The organism is Vibrio sp. AIC-3 (assembly GCF_013114515.1).
GTDB lineage: Bacteria > Pseudomonadota > Gammaproteobacteria > Enterobacterales > Vibrionaceae > Vibrio > Vibrio crassostreae_C.
Map to the genome: position 1 here is coordinate 147147 of NZ_VTXG01000003.1, position 15235 is coordinate 162381.

Annotated in this window: 15 protein-coding genes; 3 read left to right on the forward strand and 12 right to left on the reverse strand. The window is 46.4% G+C overall.

The features are described 5' to 3' along the window. Positions 1 to 72: 72 nt before the first annotated feature. From F0229_RS03910 to gspC, 12 genes are all read right to left on the reverse strand, one after another. On the reverse strand, positions 73 to 852 hold the full coding sequence (locus F0229_RS03910; RefSeq protein WP_171732292.1) for a type II secretion system protein N: 780 nt from the start codon (positions 850 to 852) through the stop codon (positions 73 to 75). A 1-nt stretch (position 853) separates the two neighbouring features. Further along, entirely contained in the window at positions 854 to 1342 is a 489-nt protein-coding gene (locus F0229_RS03915; RefSeq protein WP_171732293.1) for a type II secretion system protein M, read from the reverse strand. A gap of 20 nt (positions 1343 to 1362) precedes the next feature. After that, positions 1363 to 2592, reverse strand: a complete 1230-nt coding sequence (gspL, locus tag F0229_RS03920; protein WP_171732294.1) for a type II secretion system protein GspL — start codon at positions 2590 to 2592, stop codon at positions 1363 to 1365. Further along, positions 2561 to 3610: a type II secretion system minor pseudopilin GspK gene (gspK, locus tag F0229_RS03925; RefSeq protein ID WP_171732295.1), complete on the reverse strand. Its 1050-nt coding sequence runs from the start codon at positions 3608 to 3610 to the stop codon at positions 2561 to 2563. The genes gspL and gspK overlap by 32 nt, the downstream gene beginning before the upstream one ends. Further along, a complete protein-coding gene (gspJ, locus tag F0229_RS03930; RefSeq protein WP_171732296.1) occupies positions 3594 to 4361 on the reverse strand; it encodes a type II secretion system minor pseudopilin GspJ in 768 nt (255 codons plus the stop codon). The genes gspK and gspJ overlap by 17 nt, the downstream gene beginning before the upstream one ends. Next, a complete protein-coding gene (gspI, locus tag F0229_RS03935) occupies positions 4348 to 4743 on the reverse strand; it encodes a type II secretion system minor pseudopilin GspI (protein WP_017062483.1) in 396 nt (131 codons plus the stop codon). The genes gspJ and gspI overlap by 14 nt, the downstream gene beginning before the upstream one ends. Beyond that, a complete protein-coding gene (gene gspH, locus F0229_RS03940; RefSeq protein WP_017062484.1) occupies positions 4730 to 5323 on the reverse strand; it encodes a type II secretion system minor pseudopilin GspH in 594 nt (197 codons plus the stop codon). Before gspH ends, gspI begins: the two co-directional genes overlap by 14 nt. A gap of 78 nt (positions 5324 to 5401) precedes the next feature. After that, positions 5402 to 5845: a type II secretion system major pseudopilin GspG gene (gspG, locus tag F0229_RS03945; protein ID WP_017062485.1), complete on the reverse strand. Its 444-nt coding sequence runs from the start codon at positions 5843 to 5845 to the stop codon at positions 5402 to 5404. An 88-nt stretch (positions 5846 to 5933) separates the two neighbouring features. Next, positions 5934 to 7154, reverse strand: a complete 1221-nt coding sequence (gene gspF, locus F0229_RS03950) for a type II secretion system inner membrane protein GspF (protein WP_171732297.1) — start codon at positions 7152 to 7154, stop codon at positions 5934 to 5936. A gap of 1 nt (position 7155) precedes the next feature. After that, positions 7156 to 8658 carry a type II secretion system ATPase GspE gene (gene gspE / locus F0229_RS03955; RefSeq protein ID WP_102394588.1) on the reverse strand — a complete coding sequence of 501 codons (1503 nt, stop codon included), beginning with the start codon at positions 8656 to 8658 and terminating at the stop codon, positions 7156 to 7158. After that, complete coding sequence (gspD, locus tag F0229_RS03960; RefSeq protein WP_171732298.1) at positions 8658 to 10682, reverse strand: type II secretion system secretin GspD; 2025 nt, start codon at positions 10680 to 10682, stop codon at positions 8658 to 8660. Before gspD ends, gspE begins: the two co-directional genes overlap by 1 nt. A 41-nt stretch (positions 10683 to 10723) precedes the next feature. Then, positions 10724 to 11605 carry a type II secretion system protein GspC gene (gspC, locus tag F0229_RS03965; protein WP_171732299.1) on the reverse strand — a complete coding sequence of 294 codons (882 nt, stop codon included), beginning with the start codon at positions 11603 to 11605 and terminating at the stop codon, positions 10724 to 10726. Positions 11606 to 11936: 331 nt separating this feature from the next. Here gspC and hslR point away from each other — a divergent pair, with 331 nt between their 5' ends. The 3 genes from hslR (at position 11937) to pckA (ending at position 15198) form a co-directional block, all read left to right on the forward strand. Continuing rightward, the gene (hslR, locus tag F0229_RS03970) at positions 11937 to 12323 is read left to right on the forward strand and encodes a ribosome-associated heat shock protein Hsp15 (protein WP_017062490.1); all 387 of its coding nucleotides are present in this window, start codon (positions 11937 to 11939) and stop codon (positions 12321 to 12323) included. Between the two features lie 30 nt (positions 12324 to 12353). Then, positions 12354 to 13235: an Hsp33 family molecular chaperone HslO gene (gene hslO, locus F0229_RS03975; RefSeq protein WP_367613535.1), complete on the forward strand. Its 882-nt coding sequence runs from the start codon at positions 12354 to 12356 to the stop codon at positions 13233 to 13235. A 337-nt stretch (positions 13236 to 13572) separates the two neighbouring features. Beyond that, positions 13573 to 15198 (forward strand): phosphoenolpyruvate carboxykinase (ATP), encoded by a 1626-nt coding sequence (gene pckA, locus F0229_RS03980; protein WP_017062492.1) that lies wholly within the window; start codon positions 13573 to 13575, stop codon positions 15196 to 15198. The last annotated feature ends 37 nt before the right edge of the window (positions 15199 to 15235 follow it).

Here is a 15235-nt window from a genome sequence, read left to right on the forward strand (position 1 = left end):
CAAACAAAACGGGCACCTCAGTGAGGTGCCCGTTTTTTATATCTCGTAGTTTAGTGACCCTTAGCCGTTTAGCTAAAAACGACCTTGATAAGTAAACTGGTACTTACCTTGGCTATCAGGATTACCCAACCATTTAAGCTGATTTTGCATCGTTGGCGGGAATTCAACACCCGGTTTAAACCACGCTGCAGATGTGTAGCGCTGGTTAGATGTTAGACTCGCTGAGAACTCACTGTCTACTTGAGTGCTCTTCTGAACGCCTTTGGCTGCAATTGTACTGTCTTCACAGGTTATGTCCGCAATCACAGGACCAAGGTCTAACGAACCAACAGGTGAATCGACTGCAGCACCAGACCAAGCCACAGTACCTTCACCAGACTGACACCAAGGTTGAGCATGAACCGCATGCTTGATCGTCAACTCAACCTTTCCACCAATTGAAACCGGGACTGGAATGGCTAGGGCGTATTTCATCACGTTCATAGCAGGCATTGAGGCCACTAAGTTCTCTGCATACGCGCCACTCATGCTGTACCCGACACGCCCTTTACCTGACAAGTTCATGTCGCTGTTACGACCAAAACGAACCGCCAGTTCTGCTTTGGCTTGGAAGAGTTTAGAGAACTGAAAGTCCCACTGTACTGAACCGTAATTAACACGCTGCCAGGCGATATTATTGGCGCTGCCCTGCCAAACCGTTCCTTCAACACCTTCAATATTCAAGCCACGCACAGCCGGTGCATGTTTGAGTACAAAAGAGGCCGGTAGATGCAGCAACAGACTAACCGAGAAAAAGACAATAAAGATGCCGCCAAAAAGTAAACCTAACTTCAAAGATAAACCGCGTTTCACATTAACCTCGTTTAAACTGTAGTCGGTTGACCTCAATAACCCCTGGGTTATCGGAGCGATCAATGTCCATAAACTCAACTTCGACACCCTGCTTCTCTTTCAAGTATGTCAGCCAATCTAAGAACTGATTAAAAGGCACAGGTTTCACCCAGACTTGCAGCATCTCGCCACGCGGCTGAACTCGAATTAATTCAATCTTGAAACGACGCATAGAAGCTGGCACAGATTGGTTTAAAGGTTGGCTAGCAACAATCCCACCACTTCCTCGCAGCTCCACCACTTCGTTGGCTTTATTGGTTACCCAAGTCAGCAGTTGCTTCTCACTTTGAATACGGGTCTGCGCAAGTTCAGCTCGCTGACTGAGTGGCTGGATTAGCCCCCAATAAACGACACCGACCACCAATAAAATTGAGCAACCAATCACTAATCGTTGCTCTCTTTGACTTATTGAAGTCCACCACGCTTGGAGTGGCTCAATCATATTTCTCATCACTGATCTCCTTACGCAGTTTATTGACGGGGTTTAAGGGTAAAGCTACCAAATACGGCATCACCATTACGATTCAATGGCCCTTGCTCAACGGTAAACTTCTCTTCAAGTTTCACTCGCGCAGTCTCGAAATATTGGAAGTCAGTACTTTTCGCTTCCAATCTCACCTCTGAGCGGTTGCCGTCGTAGCGAATACTATTCACTTCGATGGCTTTCACTTGTCCTAAAGTTTCTGGCAGTAACGCTAGCCATCCAAGTAAGGAATCACCATCACCCGAGCCACCATACTTCTTAGCTTCGTCGTTCATCTGGCGCTTAAGGTAGCTGACCGTCGGAATACGTTGCTTGCCCGGAAGTACGCTTCTAAAAATACGTTCACTCTCCGTTCGGTACGCTTCGGCTTGTGCTTCGTACTGCTGAACCTTTAAGGCTTGCTGAGTGACGATCACCGCCACCAGCAAACAAGCAGCAATCGCTACTTTCTGCCATACACGCCAATATTTACTGAATGAAGATTTGGTTTTAAAGGTGCCAGTCAGTAAATTTACTCCGCTGATGATCGCTTGTTGGCTCAGCAAAGACATCACCAATTCCGCAGGCTTTGCTTGCCAATTCGCGCCGCTTTGCTGTTGAACGTCATCACTTGGCAGTGCGGTGTAGCTAAAAATCGTTGGTGATTGCTCTTCGTCATCTAAGGCAACCCAATCGCTTTGTAAGAACATCGCTAGCCACGCCTCATTGATCGACACTGCTTGATAGTTGCTTTGACGCAATAACCAATGTTGGTCGATCTGCAGCGCACTGATGCCCTGATCTTCTAAAGGCAACGCTAAGGTATCAGGCAATACTTTACGAAAGATAATGTTCGCTTCGCGGAAAGTATCCAGCGCCTGCTTAAGCCAATCACGTTCCACACCACACACTGTCGCGTGCGTTGCGTCTTTCTCTAAAATAGTCAGGTGTAAGTCTTCGATATCTTGTGCGACTTCGTCTTCTAATAAAAACGGCAGCATAGAATCGAACTGGCGAGCAGCACCTTTCGGGATCTCAACACGCTTAATTAAGCATTCATTTCCCGGCAATAAAGCGATACAGCTGCGCTTTTCAGCGTAAGGCGTTAACTCATCCAGCTGCTCCCAGCTAGACAGTTCGCCACTTGCTATCACTTCTTGTTGGCTTGTCGACCAAACTAACCACTGCACAGGGCTTTGTGGTTCGCTACTCAGTCGAACGGTCAGAAACTCGCTCACTGATTCCTCCAAAACGACGGCGTACTACCGTCACTGTTTCTCGATTACTACTATAGAAAAGCGTCCGTATACGTACACGTGACTGCTCAACTAATACCTCTGCATCTAGCTCAAAATAGGCGCTATCTACAGTTAAATATGCTTTCGCTTTTTTGCTGACTTCGGCACTCACACCCACAATAGCAGACTCAGCCATAAACGCATCCACCGTATCCCAACCATCGAATGGGCGTTTGTCTATCAGCTGTTTGGCATCCGATTCACTTAAGCCGGGGGCAAACATCGCTTCCAATAACGGCGCCTGCTTTTCCGTAAGAGTATTCACATTCAAACGGAAATCGTCGCTCGGCAGAGCACAAACAAAGGGGCGAACCTTATTCATCACCTCACCAGTGACTTGATAAACCGAGCGTAGCTCGGACTCATCGGCCATTAAGCCATTCGCTGCCAAATAAGATGGCTTCATCGCCTCATAAGTACTGTCTTCGACACCTGCTGAAGAGGTGGTTCGGGTATCACTATCAACAAATTCCCAGCTTGAATGTGCGATAACCTCGGCCTGATAAGGCTCAATATCTTGGTTTTCCAACAAGGTTTGCCAAACCGTAATTAAATAAGGTGTTTGGTTACTTGAAGTCGTCGCCACACCAGCCAACGCATTGAGATTAAAACATGCCTGAGCATCAACAATACGGCCTTTAACTTGACCATAATCCAACGGGTATACCTGTTCTTCTAACGCCCATGGTTGACTCAAGTTGACGGTATCACTGTCTTTGTAGCTTTGCCTAATGCCGTCTTGCACCAGCGCTTCGACACCAATGCTGTACCAGTAAGCCTGTTGGTAATTCAGTTGATTGCCCACGCGCTTAAATTGAGTAAACAGGCGTTCCGACATACTGCCTGCGATGGTTGCCATTATCGCCAGTAGCATCAGGATAATGATCAGCGCAACACCTCGCTGCTTGCGCCCCATGGCAGACCTTGTCAGTGCAAACTTATTAGTTCGATGAGTCATTATTCCCCTCATTACTACTTGAAGAGTCACTGTTTGAAGAATCATCGGCCTGATCTAGCGTGCCACCAGGGGTGAGATAAATACGCTCTATCTCACCATAATCTTTCAAGGTTAGCTTTAACCTTACCGCTTTCGGTAGCGATTTGTCGGCTTGCCACTCTTTCCCCCAGCGGCTTCCGTCATAAAACTCGAATTCTAAGCTTTCAACATCATCAAGCAAAGGCGTAATCACACCTTCTTGTCCTGCAGGAGTATCGGGGTAGCGCCACCACACACGCTCAAGCGTTTCTTCTTTAATGCGGTAACCCACTTTGGTGACTTCTCCGCGAGGAAACTGCTGCTGTGGGTTATGCCAGCCAAGGCGAGTAAACATGATGCCAACGCTGTCGGAATCCAGTAAATACTCTTTAATTAAGATCAGCTTAGATGATGCTTCTTCACCGTTGGTACGAAATTGTCGCACCGCCATCTGGCGAAAATCATTATCTAAAATGACTAAGCTACGTTGCAGTTGATTTAAACGAGCACTGCGCTCGATTGAAAGCTCGTTGCTGCGCTGAACCTGATTTACTACCTGATAAGCCGCCATGCTTAACGTGGCAAAGATAGCGATCGAGACCAAAACCTCAATTAAGGTAAAGCCTCTCCCTTTCGAAGATAGTCCTTGTTGACGAGGCACACGCTTATTGGCGGACATGCTCTTACTTAGCGACTTGCTCTGAGCTAACGACACGCTTTTACTTGACCACATAGCTGCGCACCGTGACCACTGGAGAAGCTTGTTTACTGGTTGCCACACTCACATCAAACGCCTTTAATAAATCATCGCTAGTATCGATTGGCGTGACCTTCCAAAACCACTCTCTCTCGGCCAACTCTTGTGTGCCCTGCGCTTTTTTTAGCTTCTCAGGATGCAGCATCACCAAAGCCATTTGATTATCAACGACCATCGCCGCGAAGGTTTTTTCTTCTAGATAACTGAGGGTATTGATGTGCTGAGTAACAGCACGAATCACGCTGATCGCCGCGGTCGCAAAGATAGCGAGCGCAACTAATACCTCAAGCAGCGTCATTCCTCGAGAACCAAGGGGCATACCACGAAAACGATAAGGAGAACGGTTATTCCTCTTCATCTTCTTCTCCCGGTTCTAGCAGTCGAATCACACCATTGTCCAATACTCGAATACGCCAACCATCTTGTATGGTGTCTCCGGTATTTGGATAAAACGACAATACAAATGGCGTCATTTCAGCACTCGACAAGATGTAGATCTGTGGTGGTTTCGGCTTCTTTTCCTCTTCAAGATCAGCAAACATATCTTCATCAAACAAGCTTCCTGGGTTGAACAACCGATCATCGTCTTCCCATGCGCCACCACCTAGAGTCAGTGACAAGGCGAGTTCTTCCGGTAGTTCAGTTAAAGAGGGGATTTTTTCAAAATCGACTTCTTGCCAGCCTTCAGACTTAAGCGCCATCAGTACATAGGTCGATTTCTTTTCATCAACTCGAACGCCAAAATCTAAGCCGCTCAAAATAGCCTCTTCATTGAGTAATTGAACTCGCTGATAAAAGCTTTGAGCGTATTTTTTAGCAACATCTTTGCTATTGGTAGGAATGGTCGCGATCACCGCAACCGCCGTTACTGACAGTAGTACCAACACCAAGAGAATCTCAATCAAGGTGAAACCTGGCTGTGTTTGCTTAGTTTTCACCTTTAGACTCCATCTGTTTACGTCCTACCATCAATAACGTATCAAGCATCAATAACGAATCAAACAATAAGCTGAAGCTTATTGGAAATCCTGCATGTTCCAGTTGCCGATATCCGCCGCAATACCTTCACCACCTTCTTGGCCATCAGCACCAAGAGTGAAAATATCAATAGTGCCGTTATCACCAGGGCTTAGGTATTGGTACTCGTTACCCCATGGGTCGTTTGGCAGACGCTTGATGTAGCCACCGTCGCGGTAGTTACGAGGCTCTGGGCTGCTTGGCTTAGAAACCAATGCATCAAGACCTTGATCCGTTGTTGGGTAAACGCTGTTATCCAGTTTGTACATATCTAGCGCGTTCTCTAGCGCCACAATATCAGTGATGGCTTTTTGTTGGTCAGCCTTCTCTTTGTTACCCAATAGGTTAGGTACAACAAAGCTCGCCAATACGCCAAGGATAACCACAACAACCATCACTTCTAATAGGGTAAAGCCTGATTGTTTCTTCATTCTGTTTTTCATTATTTTCTCCAAATTACAGACAGCGAGTTGAAGGTAATAATGTCCTTCTTCTCGTTAATCCAAAAACTAACGTCTTATGAGCAGTTGATTAACCACTCATCAAATTATTCATTTCAAGCATCGGCATCAGAGTCGCCATCACAATGAACAGCACTAAGCCTGCCATCAAAGCGATAAGTGCTGGCGTAAAGATACCTAACGCGATATTCACGGTCGATTCAAAGCTTTGATCCTGGTTATCTGCCGCTCTTGTTAGCATTTGCTCTAACTGACCACTCTGCTCACCACTGGCGATCATATGCAGCATCATTGGAGGGAAGAGTTTGGTTTGATCGAGCGCTTTACGCAGGCTTGCCCCTTCTCTAACACTGTCTGACGCCTGCAGTACTTGTTGCTTCACATGGTGATTCGACATTACATCAACCGCAACCTTCATCCCCTCAAGGATAGGAATCGCACTCGAGGTACAGATAGAGAGTGTTCGTGCAAAACGAGAGGTATTAATTCCTTTCGCGATCTTGCCGATCAGTGGAATGCTTAATAGCTTGCGATCCCAACTCATGCGAACACCCGGCTTTTTCAGAGCGGTCTTAATCAACACAATCACACCGATGATCGACAACAGTAATTGGATGCCCCAATTCTGGATAAATTCACTCGATGCCAATAAAAATTGTGTCGATTGAGGAAGTTCTTGGCCCATTTGGATAATCGGTTCAACGATCTTAGGTACCACGGTTGCCAGCAGGAACGAAACAATCGTCACCGCAAACACCACCAGCACCACAGGGTAGATCATCGCTTGCAGCAACTTAGAGCGCATCTTCTGACGGTTTTCTGCGTAATCAGCCAGTCGCTCCAATACCGCATCTAAGTGACCCGATTTCTCACCAGCCGCGACCATGGCTCTAAACAGTTCATCAAAGATATGTGGGTAATCAGCCAAGCTATCGGCTAGCGAATAACCTTCCGTTACCTTCGAACGAACCGCCAGTAACATGGTTCGAATACGTGGCTTTTCAGATTGCTCCGCCACGGCTTTCAAGCACTCTTCTAGCGGCATGCCTGATTGCACCAAGGTGGAAATTTGGCGAGTAATCAAAGCAAGGTCTGGCGTGCTGATACCACGCTTAAAGCTGGTCGAAGGCTGTGCACCTTTCGTCGTTTTAGCTTTAGCTTCGGTCATCTCAACCGGCATCAAGCCTTGTTCTTTGATTCTTTGGCGAGCCTGACGAGCGTTATCCGCTTCAATCGAGCCTTTTTTACTTTTGCCTTTGGCATCCAGTGCTTTGTATTCAAATGCCGCCATACTAGACTTCCTTGGTCACTCGCATCACTTCTTCTAGGGACGTTACCCCTTTCAGAACTTTGCTCAAGCCATCATCTCGAATACTTGGTGTTGTGCCACGAATTGCTTTCTCAATCGCCTGTTCACCAGCCTCACTGTGAATCAGCTCTTGTACCGAATCGTCAATCATCAATAGCTCATGAATACCAGTACGGCCTCGATAGCCTTTGTGACTGCAGCTTTCACACCCTTTGGCATGGTAAAGCGTTAGGCTGTCTTTCTTCTTCAACCCAAACAGTTTTTTCTGTTCTTTATCCGCTTCGTAAGGTTCTTTACAGTCGTTACACAGGGTGCGAACCAAGCGCTGAGCCAAAACACCCAGCAGCGAAGAAGAGATCAAGAAGGGTTCGATGCCCATATCACGCAGACGCGTAATTGCACCGATTGCCGTATTGGTGTGAAGGGTCGACATCACTAAGTGACCGGTCAAAGAGGCTTGAACAGCGATCTCTGCGGTCTCTAAGTCACGTATCTCACCAATCATTACCACATCGGGATCTTGACGAAGAATCGCACGTAAACCACGCGCAAAGGTCATATCAACCTTAGGGTTCACTTGTGTTTGACCAATGCCATCGATATCGAATTCGATCGGGTCTTCAACGGTTAAAATGTTTCGTTCATTGCTGTTGAGTTCTTGCAGGCCTGCGTACAGGGTCGTCGATTTACCTGAACCTGTCGGGCCGGTCACCAAGATAATGCCGTGTGGGCGCTGAATCAGCTTACGGAAGTTTTCATGGTTTTCTGCTGTCATACCTAAACTGTGCAAGTCTAGACGAGTGGCGTTTTTGTCCAACAGACGCATTACCACACGCTCACCGTGCGAAGAAGGCATGGTTGAAACACGAACATCAACCGCTCGGCCACCAATACGCAAAGAAATACGACCATCTTGTGGCACGCGTTTTTCCGCAATATCCAATTTAGCCATAACCTTTACACGTGACACGAGCAGCGGAGCCAGTTTACGGCTCGGCGCCAACACATCACGTAACACACCATCAATACGGAAACGGATCGACAGTGATTTCTCAAAGGTTTCGATGTGTATATCCGAAGCACCCTCTTTGATCGCCTCACCCAGCATCGCATTGATTAACTTGATGATTGGTGCATCATCTTCTGATTCAAGTAAGTCTTCGTCTTGAGGCAGTTCTTCCGCTAGTGAGAAGAAATCATCACTATCAGCACCAATGTCTTCCATGAGCTGACGAGCTTCCGACGAGTCACGCTGATAAGCATCGGTCAGTTTTTTATCAAACTCATCGAGAGTAATCGCTTGTGGCGTGAAACCATTTTTCACAACACGACTCACTTCAATGATCGCCGCCGATTTCAGTGGCTCAACATAATAAAGTATCGGTGCGCGCTCTGGATGTTGATACTCCAACACCATCTTATAGCGATTCGCAAAGCTAAACGGCAAGCGCTGATAAGTACGTGCCGCCCCTACCAATTCAGCCATTATTCTGTTTCCATCTGATCAATGAAGGCTTGAAGTTCAGCCGGGTAATTCATGCTTTCGCCAAATTTAGGCAATACCGGGATGTTATCGTCTGCCATTAATTTCAGTCCTTGCTCAGCCTTGTACAACTGCTCAGCACGGATGAAGTTGTATTTACGCTGCGTGATACCATCGGCTGTCATACCATCACGAATAATGGTTGGTTTGATGAAGACCATTAGGTTCTTTTTCTCAACCTGAGTACTGGTTGATTTGAACAGGTGTCCTAGAACAGGGATATCGCCCAAGAACGGCACCTTAGATTCACTTTCCAGCGCTCGCTCATCAATCAAGCCACCCAGCACCAACATTTGTCCGTCTTGAACAATCACAGACGTGTTCAGTTGACGCTTAGCAAAACGAACATCAACTGCACCATTGGCGCCCAATACGTTAGAGACTTCTTGTTCTATTTGCAGCTGAACCGAGTCACCTTCGTTGATTTGTGGCACCACTTTAAGCTTGATACCCACTTCTTTACGTTCAACCGTTTGGAATGGGTTGTCGTTGCTTGAACCTGCGGTAGAACCGGTTAGAACAGGCACTTCCTCACCCACAATGAATGAAGCCTCGCCATTGTCCATAACCGTGATACTTGGAGAAGATAGGATGTTTGAGTTTGAGTCGGTCGCAACCGCGCTGATCAACGCTGTCCAATCACCCATAACAACACTCATTGCGGCGCCATTAACGCCAGAAAGAGCAGATGCTAATGTTGAATAGTCACCTTCTTCAGTGGTGGTTTCGTTTCGTAGGAATTTTCCGTCAGAGTCATAAACAGCGGTGGTTGTAGTAGAATCTTTAGCTTCTTCTAGACCCACCATCACACCACCAATCGATGCACCAGTATTGCTGTACTGAATCATAGCGCCCGTTTCTAGGTTGCCCCATTGCACACCAAGGTTAACGCCATCGCCTTCTGCCATTTCAACGATCAAGGCTTCAATCAATACCTGAGCACGACGAATATCCAGCTGTGCGATCACGTCTTGCAGAGCGTTCATGATGTCAGGCTGCGCGGTAATAACTAGAGAGTTAGTATCACTGTGTGCAGAGATCATCACTTGGTTACGCTGCGATGAGCTGCCTTTGGTTGATGACTGCTTCTCTGATTGTAGGTTGTCCGACACGCCTTTCAGCACATCGACCAAATCTTCGGCTTTTGCGTATTTAAGATAGATAACTTGGTTGTTACCCTTGGTTGCCATTTCAACATCAAGCTGCTCGATAAGCTTTCTTAGACGACTACGTACCTTTGGGTCACCGGAAATAAGGATTGCGTTGGTGCGCTCATCGGCAACCAATTTAGGCTGTAGGAATGCAGGTGTGTTTTTAGCATCGGTGGTTTTACTCAAAGCATCAACAATACGAACCATTTCTGCCGCCGATGCATTCTTTAGCTCAACGACTTCAATCTCTTTATCACCCGCTTGGTCAACACGCTTGATGATTTCTGCTAAACGGTTCACTACCGCCGCACGACCGGTAATCAAGATGATATTGGCAGGATCGTAGTGCACAACGTTACCCGCACCGGCATTATCGTTCAATTGACGAAGCAAAGGAGAAAGTTCACGAACCGAGACATTACGAACCGTCACAACACGCGTGACTACACTGTCGCCTGTGATCGAATCACGATCACCAACAACGGGAATTGCTGAGGTTTTAGAATCTTTGGCTTTGATGATCTTAAGAACACCCGAGTCCATTTCAACGACTGCGTAGCCATACACCTCTAGTACGTTTAAGAAGAAGCTGTAATATTGCTCTTCATTCAATACGTCGTAGCTGCGTACATCGATTTTTCCGCGCACCGATGGATCAACGATGATGGTCTTCTCTAGGTTACGACCAACAATATTAATAAACTCTTGAATGTCAGTGCCTTTAAAGCTGGCACTAAAATCACTCGCGATGGCTGCGGGTGTGCAGATCAAGCTTCCTGCCAATAACCATGCACTTTTCTTAAACCAATGCTTCACGTACTTCTCCTACACTTTCGTCCTTCGTTAGACGCAAAGTTTTAAAATTCAATAAACACTTCATGTTGTTGACCATCTCTCTCGACCACCAGATTTAGCTCTGTTAGTTCTGAGATGGAACGGAATATGTTGCCCATAGCAGCAGGGTCTGTCAGGTCTTGTCCATTTAACTGAGTGGCAATATCTCCGTTTTGGAGCCCAACAGAGTTAAAAAGTTCTGAATCTTTGCCCGGGCTCACACGATAACCGATCACTTTATCGTCACGCTTCACCTGAGACAGTCGAACATATTGGAAGATTTGTTGCGGATCTTTCATTATCTTCGCTTTAATTTCATCAAGCTTCTCTTCTGCTGAAGCCGGATTATTACCACGAACCGAAGAAGAGCTACGAGGTGGCGCAGGCGCTGATACAGCCAAACGCTTGTACTCAATACCTTCAAGCATCAAGGTTTCGTCTCGTCCTGAGTTATCAATGATAACGCGGTCGATTAATACCGCTTTTAACTTGGCTCGAGTGCCTTCAATCTCTTCATTAATTCCGTAGGTCGCTTGCGTGCCGCGATTGGCGATCACCGCTAAGCTCAGTTTTGGATTCGAGCTCGCGACTGCACCCACTAAAACGAGGTTTAATCGCGTCTTAGGCGCATCTTGGATAACTTGCTGTTCAACCACAGCGGGCGTGCTTGGGTTGTAAGCACCAAACATGTTGCTCTGCTGCAAAGAAGAGATATCAAGGGTCGATTGAGGTGCTGAAGACGATGAAGCCGTTGCTGTCCAAGGCGCGATAGTTTGCTCAGCAGGTTCGATAAACCATGCAAGCTGCCCTAAGATCCATGCGGAAGCTGCAATCAATACACAACAGGTCGCTAAGCTTAGTCTCTGCTGAAGTACAAATCCATTCTCTAATAAGCGGCTCAACATAGGAGAATTCCCTACGCGATTTTTGAGCTCTAAAAAGTTCACTTTCCTAGTCCCTTTTCATGACGACAAACGCTGCAAATCATTAAACTTTCAGCTTTTTTATTCATTCGTTCGATACCAAGCTTATTTAAGCAATAAGATCCTGAACTATATCATAGCAAATCGATAAATCGGCATAACATGGCTATTTTGTATTATGACTTGAAAAAAATGCCAACCGCCTCCACTTTAAGCTTCTACTTAATGTGATAAGCATCATCAAAAACATGTTGCGCACTGTTCGTTACAGTTAAACCGCATTCATTTCTCACTTAATAAGGCACAGCCCTATATGAAAACTGCTAATGAAGCTGTCAGACTCGATAAATGGTTGTGGGCAGCTCGTTTTTACAAAACCCGGTCTATTGCTCGCAACATGGTCGATGGTGGCAAAGTCCACTATAATGGTCAGCGCAGCAAGCCAAGTAAAATTGTCGAACTTGGGGCTGTGATTACACTGCGCCAAGGTAATGAAGAAAAGACGGTAACGATCGAGAAAATCTCAGCCCATCGTGGTGGAGCCCCGATCGCTCAAACCCTCTATGAAGAAACCACCGAAAGCTTGGCAAAAAGAGAAGAGTTTGCACAACAGCGCAAGCTAAATGCTCATAGCCCAGCACCAGAACGTCGCCCAGATAAAAAGCAACGTCGTGACATCATCAAGTTCAAGACTCAATAAGCTAGAAGGAATAGCCAAATGGCAGACCCAATGTCTACAAGTAATGTTTTAAATCGCTACCTATTTGAAGACCTATCAGTACGTGGTGAATTGGTACAGATGGACGAAGCGTACCAACAGATTATTTCTAGCAAGGAATACCCAGCGCCAGTTCAAAAGCTACTGGGTGAGCTATTGGTTTCAACGACGCTATTAACAGCGACCCTAAAGTTTGAAGGCTCTATTACCATGCAATTGCAAGGTGATGGCCCAGTATCTCTAGTTGTTATCAATGGCGATCACGACCAAAAGATCCGCGGTGTCGCTCGCTTTGAAGGCGAGATTGCTGATGATGCAGGCCTACACGACCTAATGGGTAAAGGCCACCTAGTGATCACCATCGATCCTAAGAAAGGTGAACGTTACCAAGGTATCGTTGGTCTTGAAGGTGACACGCTTGCCCAAGTACTTGAAGGCTACTTCGCTAACTCTGAACAGCTTAAGACTCGTCTATGGCTGCGCACTGGCGAGCATGAAGGCAAAGCACACGCTGCAGGTATGTTGCTACAAGTGATGCCAGACGGCACTGGTTCGCCAGATGACTTCGAGCACCTAGAGCAACTAACAGACACCGTTAAAAACGAAGAGCTATTTTCTCTAGAAGCGAACGAATTGCTTTACCGCCTGTACAACCAAGAAAAAGTACAACTGTTCACACCACAACCAGTTCAGTTCTTCTGTGGGTGCTCTCGCGAAAGAAGTGGCGCTGCTATCATTACCGTTGCTCAAGAAGAGATCTACGACATCCTAAGCACCGAAGGAAGCGTTGGTCTTCACTGCGATTACTGTGGCACAAACTACTCGTTCGACAAGAACGATGTTGATGCTCTGTACGCAGAAGCAGCAGATAAAGGCAGCAATACGGTTCATTAATTTACGGCGTACCAAAAACACGTAATTTACCCCAAAAAGGTCAGCGCTAAGCTGGCCTTTTTTGTGATCAAAATAGCGCAAACTCCGTAACATCTCGTAATAAAATCACCGCTTAATTTTAATCAATTAATAATGTTCTCGCCCCTAGCGCAAAGGTTTGCGTACAGGATAGACTAGTTAGGCCAATATGTGACGAGACACTTAAAACCTCATGGTTAATATGGATATTTTTTGAGCTGTATCCCTGTTTCCCCCGAGTCTCGTTGCTAGCATGGTGAGCAGATAACAATAAAAAATTAATACAAAATCCCTACAAAATATCCTACAAGGAGCACCTATGACCGTTATGGAACATACTAAGGCTGCACAAATTGATCTAACTAAGCACGGACTGACTGGCGTTACTGAAGTTCTTCGTAATCCTAGCTACGAGCAGTTATTCGTTGAAGAAACACTGCCAGGTTTGGAAGGCTACGAAAAAGGCGTAGTAACGGAACTAGGCTCGGTTGCAGTTGACACTGGTATCTTTACTGGCCGCTCACCAAAAGATAAGTACATTGTTAAAGATGACACGACCCGCGATACCATGTGGTGGTCAGATCAAGGCAAAAATGACAACAAACCGATTACAACTGAAGTATGGAATGAGCTGAAAGAGCTTGTGACAACTCAACTATCTGGCAAGCGCCTGTTTGTCATCGACGGTTATTGTGGTGCTAACCCTGATACGCGCTTAAGCGTGCGTATTATCACTGAAGTAGCGTGGCAAGCGCACTTCGTTAAGAACATGTTCATTCGTCCAACTGACGAAGAGCTAGCAACGTTCGAACCTGATTTCGTGGTAATGAACGGTGCTAAAACAACTAACCCTAACTGGGAAAAGCAGGGTCTAAACTCTGAAAACTTCGTTGCTTTCAACCTAACAGAGCGCGTTCAAATCATCGGTGGTACTTGGTACGGCGGTGAGATGAAGAAAGGCATGTTCGCAATGATGAACTACCTGCTTCCTCTGCAAGGCATTGCTTCAATGCACTGTAGTGCAAACGTCGGCGAGAAAGGCGATGTAGCCATCTTCTTCGGTCTATCTGGTACAGGTAAAACTACGCTTTCAACCGATCCTAAGCGTGAGCTAATCGGTGATGATGAGCACGGTTGGGATGACGATGGTATCTTCAACTTCGAAGGTGGTTGTTACGCGAAGACGATTCGTCTATCTAAAGAAGCAGAACCTGAAATCTACAATGCAATCCGTCGTGATGCACTACTAGAAAACGTAACAGTTCGTGGTGATGGTTCTATCGATTTTGATGACGGTTCAAAAACTGAGAACACTCGTGTTTCTTACCCGATTCACCACATCGATAACATCGTTAAACCAGTATCAAAAGCCGGTCACGCTCAAAAGGTTATCTTCCTGACTGCTGATGCATTCGGTGTACTGCCACCCGTTTCTAAACTGACTCCAGAGCAAACGAAGTACCACTTCCTATCTGGCTTCACTGCAAAACTAGCGGGCACTGAGCGTGGTATTACTGAGCCAACGCCAACGTTCTCTGCTGCATTTGGTGCGGCATTCTTAACTCTCCACCCAACTCAGTACGCTGAAGTGCTTGTGAAGCGTATGGAAGCAGCTGGCGCTGAAGCTTACCTAGTGAACACAGGTTGGAACGGTACTGGTAAACGTATCTCTATCCAAGATACGCGAGGCATCATCGACGCTATCCTAGATGGCTCAATCGACAACGCTGAAACTAAGGTTATCCCTATGTTTAACCTAGAAGTGCCACTAGCGCTGCACGATGTTGACCCAGCGATCCTTGACCCACGCGATACGTACACTGACCCTCTACAATGGGAAAGCAAAGCGAAAGATCTAGCCGAGCGCTTCATCAACAACTTTGATAAGTACACAGACAACGCTGAAGGTAAGTCACTGGTTGCAGCTGGTCCTCAACTGGACTAATCCAACCATCTGCTCGGGCTTAGCCAAAAGCAAACGC

What these genes read in the sequence shown, in the direction of transcription:
- F0229_RS03915 (WP_171732293.1), bottom strand. Translation starts at nt 1,342, where the DNA reads ATGAGAAATATGATTGAGCCACTCCAAGCGTGGTGGACTTCAATAAGT.
- gspK (WP_171732295.1), bottom strand. Translation starts at nt 3,610, where the DNA reads ATGACTCATCGAACTAATAAGTTTGCACTGACAAGGTCTGCCATGGGG.
- gspJ (WP_171732296.1), bottom strand. Translation starts at nt 4,361, where the DNA reads ATGTGGTCAAGTAAAAGCGTGTCGTTAGCTCAGAGCAAGTCGCTAAGT.
- gspI (WP_017062483.1), bottom strand. Translation starts at nt 4,743, where the DNA reads ATGAAGAGGAATAACCGTTCTCCTTATCGTTTTCGTGGTATGCCCCTT.
- gspG (WP_017062485.1), bottom strand. Translation starts at nt 5,845, where the DNA reads ATGAAAAACAGAATGAAGAAACAATCAGGCTTTACCCTATTAGAAGTG.
- gspF (WP_171732297.1), bottom strand. Translation starts at nt 7,154, where the DNA reads ATGGCGGCATTTGAATACAAAGCACTGGATGCCAAAGGCAAAAGTAAA.
- gspE (WP_102394588.1), bottom strand. Translation starts at nt 8,658, where the DNA reads ATGGCTGAATTGGTAGGGGCGGCACGTACTTATCAGCGCTTGCCGTTT.
- gspC (WP_171732299.1), bottom strand. Translation starts at nt 11,605, where the DNA reads ATGTTGAGCCGCTTATTAGAGAATGGATTTGTACTTCAGCAGAGACTA.
- hslR (WP_017062490.1), top strand. Translation starts at nt 11,937, where the DNA reads ATGAAAACTGCTAATGAAGCTGTCAGACTCGATAAATGGTTGTGGGCA.
- hslO (WP_367613535.1), top strand. Translation starts at nt 12,354, where the DNA reads ATGTCTACAAGTAATGTTTTAAATCGCTACCTATTTGAAGACCTATCA.
- pckA (WP_017062492.1), top strand. Translation starts at nt 13,573, where the DNA reads ATGACCGTTATGGAACATACTAAGGCTGCACAAATTGATCTAACTAAG.